11 protein-coding genes and 1 pseudogene are annotated in these 10241 nt (G+C 63.7%); all 12 read left to right on the plus strand.

Annotated elements, in window-relative coordinates; translation table 11 throughout:
• Nucleotides 1–302: 302 nt before the first annotated feature.
• The 12 genes and pseudogenes from GEV05_28605 (at nt 303) to GEV05_28660 (ending at nt 9709) form a co-directional block, all read left to right on the plus strand.
• Nucleotides 303–1538 carry a tyrosine-type recombinase/integrase gene (locus tag GEV05_28605; protein MPZ47253.1) on the plus strand — a complete coding sequence of 412 codons (1236 nt, stop codon included), beginning with the start codon at nt 303–305 and terminating at the stop codon, nt 1536–1538.
• Between the two features lie 255 nt (nt 1539–1793).
• A complete protein-coding gene (locus GEV05_28610; GenBank protein MPZ47254.1) occupies nt 1794–2144 on the plus strand; it encodes an AlpA family phage regulatory protein in 351 nt (116 codons plus the stop codon).
• Between the two features lie 165 nt (nt 2145–2309).
• The gene (locus GEV05_28615) at nt 2310–2834 is read left to right on the plus strand and encodes a hypothetical protein (protein ID MPZ47255.1); all 525 of its coding nucleotides are present in this window, start codon (nt 2310–2312) and stop codon (nt 2832–2834) included.
• 55 nt (nt 2835–2889) lie between these two features.
• Nucleotides 2890–4956, plus strand: coding sequence for an AAA family ATPase (locus GEV05_28620; protein MPZ47256.1), 2067 nt, complete (start codon nt 2890–2892; stop codon nt 4954–4956).
• A 46-nt stretch (nt 4957–5002) separates the two neighbouring features.
• Nucleotides 5003–5200 (plus strand): annotated as a pseudogene (locus GEV05_28625) (hypothetical protein).
• Between the two features lie 157 nt (nt 5201–5357).
• Nucleotides 5358–5708, plus strand: coding sequence for a hypothetical protein (locus tag GEV05_28630; protein MPZ47257.1), 351 nt, complete (start codon nt 5358–5360; stop codon nt 5706–5708).
• A gap of 29 nt (nt 5709–5737) precedes the next feature.
• Nucleotides 5738–6211: a hypothetical protein gene (locus GEV05_28635; GenBank protein ID MPZ47258.1), complete on the plus strand. Its 474-nt coding sequence runs from the start codon at nt 5738–5740 to the stop codon at nt 6209–6211.
• Between the two features lie 130 nt (nt 6212–6341).
• Nucleotides 6342–6872, plus strand: coding sequence for a hypothetical protein (locus GEV05_28640; protein MPZ47259.1), 531 nt, complete (start codon nt 6342–6344; stop codon nt 6870–6872).
• 504 nt (nt 6873–7376) lie between these two features.
• Nucleotides 7377–7790 (plus strand): hypothetical protein, encoded by a 414-nt coding sequence (locus GEV05_28645; protein MPZ47260.1) that lies wholly within the window; start codon nt 7377–7379, stop codon nt 7788–7790.
• Nucleotides 7791–7807: 17 nt separating this feature from the next.
• The gene (locus GEV05_28650) at nt 7808–8194 is read left to right on the plus strand and encodes a hypothetical protein (protein ID MPZ47261.1); all 387 of its coding nucleotides are present in this window, start codon (nt 7808–7810) and stop codon (nt 8192–8194) included.
• 30 nt (nt 8195–8224) lie between these two features.
• Nucleotides 8225–9247 carry a major capsid protein gene (locus GEV05_28655; protein MPZ47262.1) on the plus strand — a complete coding sequence of 341 codons (1023 nt, stop codon included), beginning with the start codon at nt 8225–8227 and terminating at the stop codon, nt 9245–9247.
• 225 nt (nt 9248–9472) lie between these two features.
• On the plus strand, nt 9473–9709 hold the full coding sequence (locus GEV05_28660) for a hypothetical protein (GenBank protein ID MPZ47263.1): 237 nt from the start codon (nt 9473–9475) through the stop codon (nt 9707–9709).
• Nucleotides 9710–10241: the final 532 nt, after the last annotated feature.

A 10241-nucleotide genomic window follows, 5' to 3' on the forward strand; every position in this document is an offset into this window, starting at 1 on the left:
TGTTTAGCGACAGCGGTTTCGCCCCTGTTGCGCGCTTGCGCACGACCAGCCCATTCCGGGCGTCCGACGACGAAGCCTTGAAGCGCGCGCAAACCGCTGGCGGAGAGGGAGTCTGGAAACAGACTACTTCACTGCCTGTCATCACGTAGCATATTTGACTATCAATCAATAAGTTGTGCTATCGTCGCCTTGCACCTCGTTTCACCATAGTGCGCGCCTGAACTTGGGATCGGACTTGGGACGAGGCTTTGGCGGAAGATATCTCCGCCAAACCCACTTGGGGATCGAGCGAGGCGACGACTATGGCGCGGCGAGGGATACACCGGTTAACGGCACTGTTCGTGCAGAAGATTCGCAAGCCCGGCTTCTATGCCGACGGTGGCAATCTGTACCTGCGCGTCGACGAGCCCGTCAACAAGTCTTGGATCTTCCGCTACGAGCGCGCCGGCAAGGCAACCGATCTAGGGCTCGGCGCGCTGCACTCAGTGGCGCTTGACCGCGCTCGGGCGAAGGCCTCCGAGTATCGCGCACTGCTCGCCGAGCATGGCGATCCACTGCAGGCGAAGCGCGAGCGCGAGAAGTCGGTCGCTGTGAGTGCTGCGAAGGGTATGACGTTCGATGCCTGCGCGACAGCGTACATCGACGCGCACAAGCCGGGATGGCGCAATCCGAAGCACGCGGACCAGTGGACCGCGACGCTCGCGACCTATGCCTCGCCCGTGTTCGGCGCGCTGCCCGTGGCGGCCGTCGATACCGGGCTCGTCATGAAGGTGCTCGAACCGATCTGGTACACGAAGACCGAAACAGCGACGCGGCTGCGCGGGCGCATCGAGAACGTGCTCGGCTGGGCTACCGTGCGCGGCTATCGCGAAGGCGACAATCCGGCGCGCTGGCGCGGGCATCTCGACAAACTGCTGCCGATGCGCTCCAAAGTGCAGAAGGTCAAGCACCATGCCGCAATGCCCTACGCCAATCTTTCGGCGTTCATGGCCGAGCTTCGCAATCGTGAGGGTGTCTCGGCAAAGGCACTTGAGTTCATCGTCCTGACTGCCGCGCGCGTATCGGAAGCGGTCAACGCGCAATGGGGCGAGATCGACTTCGAGGCGCGCGTGTGGACGATCCCGAGCAATCGAATGAAGGCAGGCAAGGAACATCGCGTGCCGCTCACGAAGGAAGCCGGCGCGGTGCTGAAGGTGCAGCAGGAAAAGGCGCAATCGGATTACATCTTCCCGGGATGGAAGGTAGGGCTTCCCTTGAGCGGCGCCGCGTGCCTCGAACTGCTCGACGAAATGGGGCATGCAGAACTCACGACGCACGGATTTCGCTCGACGTTCCGCGATTGGTGCGCGGAGCAAACGAATTTTCCGAGGGAGATTGCCGAAGCGGCACTGGCTCACACGCTGAAGGACAAGACCGAAGCCGCCTACCAGCGGGGCGATCTATTGGAGCGCCGGCGCAAGCTCATGGAAGCCTGGGCGGCGTATTGTGGGAAGGACGGGACCGGCAAGGTCATTTCATTGCGTGCCGCGGCCGGCTGACCCACTGATTTCGCGGCATACCATCATTTCATGCTTTGCGCATAATTGCCAATGCGTTTAGCATTGCGGCCCTATATGAACAGCATAATTCCGGATCAAACCCCCTATGAGCCAGAATTTCATAACCCAAAGGTTATTACTGTTTCTATGTTCAGTAACCGAAAGGTAATTAATTGATTAGAAAGAGGAACTTTTGACACGCAGCCCGAACCTGGAGTAACTTGCCGCCACGCAATCAGCGATGGAGGCAATCCGGTGAGCACGTCCGCAAGCCAACGCAAGCCGCGCAATACCCCGAAGTCGCCGCGTCCGAGCCCAGACGCCTACATCTGGCGCATGCCCCAAGTGATGAACGAGACGGGGCTCAATGAGTTGCAGATCTACCGCGCTATGCGGGCGGTTGATTGTCCGTTTCCGCGACAGGTACAACTTACTCCGCGCTCGGTGGGGTGGATCGCGGATGAAGTTCGGGCATGGAGGGCCGCTCGCATCGCGCAGCGGGAGATCGCGGCCGCACAGCGCAGCGAACAGATGCGCACCTTACGCATGCGCACGCCGGCCCGGGCGAGCAAGCGTAAGGTAACGACGACAGCGTTATCACGGTAAGGCGCGCGGGCCATGTCGCGCGACTTCGAGCGTCCCCCGCCACAAATGCCAACGCCCGCGGACCAGGCGGGCGTCGAAGGCACATCACAAAGGCAAAGACAACGCAGCGCGCATAGTGCGGCAGCCGCGAGCTGCGCGCAAGTGCCCGCAAAGAGCGGCGAGCGGATGACCGCCGTAGAGCGGACCGAACTTTCCCGGCTCGTGCGTCTTCGAGCGAAGGTCGCCAAGACCGACGTCGACGCAATGGCGGCGCAGCGACTAGCTAATGTCGAGCGCGAACTCGCCGCCAAGTATGGCCCGCAAGAGCAAGCTTGGGCGGCACTGGTACGCGAGACCGAGCGAAAAGTTCAAGCCGCCGACGCTGAACTTGAGGTGCGCTGCCAGGATCTCGGCATTCGCGGAAAGTTCAGGCCATCGCTGCACTTCTACTGGTCATCACGTGGCGAGAACGCCATCCTTCAGCGCCGCACGGAGTTGCGCCGGGTAGCGCAGGCCGAAATCGAATCGCGCGTCCGGCAGGCAAAGGCAACCATCGATAAAGTTGCAGCGGGGCAACTCACGCAGCTAGCGGCCGGCGCTCTCTCGTCCGAAGAAGCCCGCGCTTTTCTTAAATCCATGCCAGCGATTGAGCAGTTACTCCCAGCCGTGGTCGTCGCGGCGTTGGAGGATAAGAGCCCGCCCCGGCCATGACGAGGATTCGCTACGTCCATGGCCGCGACAAGTTCCGCATCCGCGGAGTCGCGTGATGATGGGCGACGCCGCCGTCGAGTATGTCCGCGCCGGGTTGGCGCTGGTGCCCATCGCGGCCGGCAGCAAGGCGCCCACGACACCCGGATGGCAGACGCGCGAGCGCTGCGTGCTCGCGGAGGATGCGGCGCGCCGCGTTAATGGCGGCAACCTCGGGCTCGCGCATGCGTACTGCATGCCGTCCCCGACGTGCGCGCTGGATATCGACGATTACGATTCCGCCGATGTGTGGCTGCGCGAGCGCGGTATCGATCTTGGGGCACTGCTCGCGGCTGACGATGCGGTGCAGATCCGTTCCGGCCGTCCAGGCCGGGCGAAGTTGCTGTATCGGCTTCCGCGCGCGCTGGCGACCGTCAAGCCCGAGGGCAGCGGCTTAGAGTTGCGCTGCGCGTCCCGAGACGGCGCGACGGTGCAGGATGTGCTTCCGCCGTCGATGCATCCCGAGACGCAACAACCGTATACGTGGGCGGGCGCAGGATCGTATGACGCCATCCCGACAATCCCGGCCGCGTTGCTCGTTCTGTGGCGCACCCTAATCGATACGCCAAGGGCGCGCACATGGCAGCGAACGGACGACGGTGCGCGAATCATAGCCGGCGGGCGTAACGCAGCGCTGACCAGCATGGCCGGTTCGATGCGCCGTCGCGGTATGTCGCCCGAGGCTATCGAGGCAGCGCTGCTCGCCGAAAATTCGACCCGCTGCGAGCCGCCGCTCGTCGACGATGAGGTGCGTAGCATCGCGCGCAGTGTGGCGCGATATGAGCCACAGACATCGAGGGCCGGCGTCACGCCATCCTCACCACCCAATGACATCGCATGGCCGGCGCCTCTCGACTTGACGGCGCTCGCGCGCCGAACGCCGATGGAACCCGACTTCATTCTCGCGGATTGGCTGCCAGCGGGCTACGCGACACTGCTCGCGGGGCACGGCGGCGCTGGCAAGTCGGCTATCGCGCTGCATCTCGCGGTGTGCATCGCGCTCGGCCTTCCTTTCGCAGGCATCGCAACGTTCCGCAGACGCGTGCTGTATCTCTCCTGCGAGGATCGAGAGCGCGTGCTGCACTGGCGTCTAGAGCGCATATGCCGACATCTCGGCGTCAGGATGAGCGATTTGGATGGTTGGCTCATGATGCTCGACTTAGTCGGCCATGACAGCGTGCTGTGGATGCCCGATCGCAGCGGTGCAGCATTTACCGCCGCCTACGGCGAACTCGATTCGCGCATGCAATCAACCGAAGCGCAAGTGCTATGCATCGACGGGATCAGCGACACATACGGCGGCAGCGAGATATCCCGCCCGGAGGTCAAACGATTTGTAAACGCTCTGATTGCGCTGATTCACCCGGATGACGGCGCGGTGCTGTTGATCGGGCACGTCGCCAAACCGACGGCGAGTAACGCAGCTACCACTGAGGGCTACTCCGGCTCGACGGGCTGGCACAATAGCGCCCGCGCACGCTGGTATCTCTACCCGGAAACAGAGCGTGACGAGGGAAGTGATCGACCGCAGCGCACCGGCCGGCTGCTCCTCGAACTCCAAAAATCCAATCTCGGCCCCGTGGACCAAACTATCGCGTGGCGCTGGGATGCCGAGGCGCACATGTTCCTGCCCGAGACGGCGCCGTCTCACTTTGACCGCATGCATTTGCAGCGCGACGAGCGTCGCGGCATCTTGCTCGCGCTGCGCGGATGCGCGCAGCGCTCGATAGTCGTTCCGTTCGCCATGCAGGGTTCTAGGACCGCGTATCACGTCCTGAGGGAGTGCCCTGAATTCCCCGACTCGATGCGTTCCGGCAAGGCTGCGGTGCGCCGCTTTCGGCGCGAAATCGAGCACCTTTGCCAAATTCGCGTGATCGAGGAAGTCGCATATCGACGCCCGAACGGTCATAAGGGCTCGCGCGTGATGCTCACGCCAGAGGGGGAGCGCCACATTGCCACATTTGGCGAAACGAATACGACGGCTATATGGCATCGGCGCCCCCGGCGCCGAATTGCCACATTCGGCCGGGGGTATATAGGGGGTGGCGCGCGCACCCGTACCCGAGGCGATGGCGATGCCCGCTAGGGCAGATCCCGACCCGCGCGATCAATGGGTTGCGCGTTTCATCGCGATGCTCGATGACTCCGACGCACCCGGGCACGAGCACATCGGGGGTGTATGGGTGGGCGAGATCGCCGCCGCATACCTGCTCGGAAAGCACCCGAACACGCTGCGCAACTGGCGCCTGACGGGCGAGGGTCCGCGGTTTTATCGCCTGCCCGAGATCCGGTACGACCTTCGCGATATCGCCGCATGGGTTCTCACCCGCGCATCGGGCGTCGACCTACAAATCGCGCCAATTCGCGACAAACAGATTGTGTCGAACGGTGGTAGCGTTCCCGTGAACCCGGGAGCCAGCGATGTCAGCGCAAGCCTCACCGTTCGGACGCAAGAAGCTCCGCGAATTCGCCGCCATCGCCGACGCGTTGGCCGGCGAGCTTGATACCACCAATGCCCACATTGACGGGCAGCAACGGTTACGCGGCGAGCTTGCGCGTAAGCTCCCTCACCTCGAAGCGCAACTCGAAGCGCTCAATCGCTATGCCGAGCCCGGCACGGCGAACGATCCGGCCAACGAACCAAGCATCGCCCGTGAGCTAACCGAGACGAAGCAGGTGCTCGCCGAAGTCGAAGCCGAGATCGAGCGCGCGACCGAGGCACAGAAGCAACCGAGATCGGACCGACGCATCATCCTCGCAACGATCGATCGACTCGTCGAAGCGCTTGGCACCGATGGCGCCCGGCTACGCGAACAGATGCGCGGACTCGCACCATGAGCGCCATTCTGCGAAGCGGCGATCCTCCCATGAAACCGCTCGATCGGCAGCGGCAAACCATCGCCAAGCTAACGGCCGAGATCGCCACGACGCGCGACGCACCTTGGCCGCAAGCAGAGCGCGATCGACTACTCCGCGCGCAACTGCAAGCCACGCTTGATCGATCGGTCGGCACGCGTGAACGGTTCGCAAAAGTCATCGATCCCGTGAACCGCGACGCGGCGTGGCCGGATCTCACATGGCCGACGCTTATCGATGCTATGGGCATAGATGCTCTGCATGCGTCCATCATGCAGCGTATCGATACGCTCGGTCTGCCCGATGGCTTGCTGCCTGCCGAGCGTGCGGAGCGGATCAAGCGGCTTGAGGCGGATCGCTTCCGGGCCGAGGCCGAGGAAGAATCGCTAGTCTGCCGCATCGAGGCCGAATGCCATGCGCATGTGCTGCGTCGCGTCGATGCCGATCCGCTTGCGATCCTGACGGCGTGGGAGAAGGCGGCATGAAGCACTTAAAGAATAACCCGCGGGTTATGTTTTGGGTCCTTCCGGGCAAAAAAGCACCATCCGGGAGTAATTCGGACCCCGGAGAAATCGACTTTTTGTACCGCGTAAGGGCGCGCCGCGGAGTCATGACATGCCGCTGACGCTTTCCGTGACGAGCGCTGCGACGATCGCAGGCGTTTCGCGCGACCGCTTGCGTACCGCGATCATGCAGAGCGCCATCGAGCCCGCCGAGGACGGCGAGCCGGCGCGCTACGAGCTTCTATCGCTCGCGCACGGGCTCAAGGACGAGGAGTTGCGGCGAACGTTTCTCGCGATCGAGCGGACGCGCGTCGCTGTTCACTTCGCCGAATTGTCGACCGTGCTGCGCGCTCGACGCGACGTGCCGCAGGAGTTGATGGCCGCGACGGCCTACGCCGAGGGCGCGAGCATGGAATGGCTCCCGGGCGCCGGAGACGGCTTCAAACTGTCGGCGGTGCTGGTCGGCGAGATCCGCCGGCGCGCGCGCGACGTGGCGCCGTCACTCATCGCAGAGTGGCCGTCGGCGCGAATCCGTGCACGCGATCCAGTGAGCGACCGAGCCGGGGCGGCAATCGGCGCCCGGCGTCCGCCGCCCGCCGAGCCAGCGCCAAGTGCCCGCCGGCGTACGGCGAAGTCATCATGATGTCCAGCATTTGCGATCGAGCGAGCGCGAGCGCTGGAACCGTCGGTGCTCGTCTCCTTTCCGAGTCCGACTGCCGGTGGACGCAGCTACCGCTGCGGCGCGACCGGCACCTCTTTCGCATCCGCGTCGGGCACACGACGTACCGCCCGATCAGTTTCCGCCATGCGCCCGCGGCACGTGCGCTCGCGCTGCGGTCGCTGCTTCGGGCGGACCTGCCGGCTACGCTCGGCGCGCTGTTGATTCCGAGCGGGTTAGACGAACGCTACTGGTCGGCTCACCTTGCCGGCGCGATCGGTGCCGCGGTCCGCCGGGCAATGGCGGGCGAGGCATGATGCGCTGGGCGCTGTATGAAGCTAGCTTCTACGTTTCGCGTGAAACGGTCGCGACGCGGCAATGCCGCCGCGGGCGCTGCAGACGCGCTAAGAGCGCACGGGGCGCGAGCATGTCTGTCTGGCCGTCTTGGCCGCTCGGATCGCGCCTGCGTGGCACGTGGGAGCCGCCGGCATGATCGTGATCGGTGGGCGCCGCTACACGATCGCGGACCCGCTCCGCTGCCCGCGGGCGATGGTTCTCCATCTGCGTACGATCCTGGCGCCGACCGGCTTCGACCGGATCGAGCCGCTACCCGATGAGGCGCTCGACGAGTTCCTGAACCGCAAAGCCGAGACTGTCCTACCGGTCGCCGCAGCGTTCCTGGGCGCCATGCTGCTTCCCGAGAGCCGCTCCGAGGCAGACTGGTCGCCGGTGCTCGCGAAACGCACCACACGCCGCCTGCGGGCGCTCGACGGGCCGACGGCGAAAGAAGGTATCGAAGGGCTCGCCCGCATCTGCGCCGCCCGGCTGCACGATGCCCGCGCCCGCCTCATCGAAGCACAGATGCGCGGAGCAGTGCAGGCGCAACGGCCGACCGTCCACTGATCCAAGGGAGCATACCCATGACCGAAACCGATCCGAACCTCGCCTGCGGCGCTGAAGCCGGTCGCCGGCACGGACTCACCGGGCTGGACCTTAACCATTTCGCGAACGGGTTCGCCGAGGGTTTCGAGACGCGCCCGAAGGTCGCGTCGCTGGACCCGCCCGCGCTCGTCGCGGCGGAGCGCCGCCGGATCGCGCGCATCCTGGCGCATCCCGTATCGGTCGGTAGCGAGCAACTGAGGACACACATCGCGTTCAACTCCGATCTAACGGCTGAGCAAGCGATCGCGCTGCTCGATACCGCAGCGCAGATCCAGGCGAGCGAGCAGATCGCGAGCGAGATGTACGCCGAGCGCGCCGAGCGCGTGAAGCAATTGCGCGAGCGGCGCGCTCGGCGCGCCGGCTAATGAATCCACAACCAAGAGGAAGCCAACATCATGGCAGGCGTACTCGATGTTTTCCAGAGCGACGCGTTTTCGGTTCTGAGCCTGACCGATGCGATCAATCGGCAAGAGTACATTCCCGGCCGCGCCGGTGAAATTATCAACTGGGAGGAGCGAGGCGTCGCGACACTCGACGTCCTTCTGGAAGAAATTAGCGGCACGATCCGCATTCTCGACCCGACGCCGCGTGGCGGTCCGGGTCACACGATCGCGAAAGAGCGTCGTACGGCGCGGTCGCTCAAAATTCCGCACTACGAGGTCGACGATTCGGTGTACGCCGACGAAGTACAGTCCGTTCGGGCATTTGGTTCCGAATCGCAAGTTCAATCAGTTCAACGACAAGTCGAGGAGCGCCTTGCCGATCACGTGCGCCTGCGGCTCGATCCGACTCTCGAATACCAACGTATCGGCGCGATCCGCGGGCACATCCTGAATGGGGATGGTTCAACCCTTTACAACCTGTTCGATTTCTTCGACATGCCCGAGCCGGATACCATCACGTTCGATCTAACCGGTGATGGTCCGAGCGGCGCGATTCGCCGCCGGGCAACCGAAGTCGTGCGATATGTATCCGATGCGATCAAAGGGCTCGGTTTTTCGGGCATCTATGCCTTCGCCGGCGATCGCTTCTTCGACGATCTGATCGCTTCACCCGAAGTGCGCGAAGTCTATCTCGCGCAGAGCGAGGCGCCGCAACTCCGCGAAGGAATGGCATACCGAACTTTCAATTACGGCGGCATAACGTGGGAAAACTACAGGGGCCGCTTCAACGGAACGCCGTTCATTGATCCGGACGAAGCGCGCGTTTTCCCGATCGGCGCACCGGGCTTGTTCCGTACAGTCTACGGACCGGCTGATTACAGCGACACGGTTAATACCGTCGGATTGCCGCGCTATTCTCGCCAATGGCCGATGCAAAATGGCAAGGGCATACACTTGTCAAGCCAGATGAACGCACTGTCCTACTGCACGCGGCCGAAGGTGCTCGTGCGTGGGGTGCGCGGCGCGAGCGTGTAGCTCGATTTGCCGCTCGAAATCCCGATCGGGAACACTGGCGACGCGTAGGGCCGGCTTTCGTCGCCCGCTTCCTTGCGCGATTGAGTATCGGCATCGATACTCAATTTCTGCTCACGCGGCCCCCCGCCGAGCGGCGAAAACTAGTACCGCCGCCGGTACAGGTTTATCCCGAACGGCGAAGATCCCGTCGCCTACATCATCAGCAAGAACGTCAACCGCCGCCATTTGACCAAGGGCCAGCGCGCGATGGGGGTCGCGAAGATTTATCCCGAACCCGATTTGCGAGGCAAGGGCAACAAATCCGAGGCTGCCTTAATCGCCGGTTCCGGCGGTTTAGCAATGCAGCGCGTGAGAGAGGCGCGCGCCGTTTTGCAATGGGCGCCGGAGCTAGTCGACGCGGTGCGTGACGGCGCCGAGTCTCTCGACCGTGCATACGCTATTGCCGTCGACCGTCGTAACTAGACCGAGGCGCCCACAAAGCGCCTCTCGAATGCCGCTACGAAAGCCGGGCATGACGAAGGGGCAACGCGCGATGGCGATCGCGATGATTTACCCGGAGCCCGAGCGCAAAGGCGGGAGAGGAAAAACTGATTCGACTAACTCGGCAGAATCTGCCGGGTTATCGGCTTCACGTTTGAAGCAAGCCCGCCTCCGCCTCGTGCTGCGCACGCTGCCAAAGACGGCTGACGCCGTATTGCGCGGCGCGCTTTCACTTCGATACGGCCGGGCTGGCAAGTCCAATGCTGCGGCGTGCCAGCAATCGGAGTTTGCCGCGGCGTCTTCGAGACAGCCGTTCACGTGGCTACAGCCAGCCGAAACCCTTCGCCATGATCCCGGCGAGGCCCAGCGCTGCGCCAGCGGTCACCACATATCCCCCGAGGGTGAGCCGCAGCAGCGAGCGCATATCTTGCTCGATCATCGTGAGCCGCCGATCCGTCGATTGCGCCAACGCCTCGAGCACCGCAACGCGAGCTTGCATACCGTCACCGTTCTG

The organism is Betaproteobacteria bacterium, from assembly GCA_009377585.1.
Taxonomy (GTDB): Bacteria; Pseudomonadota; Gammaproteobacteria; order Burkholderiales; family WYBJ01; genus WYBJ01.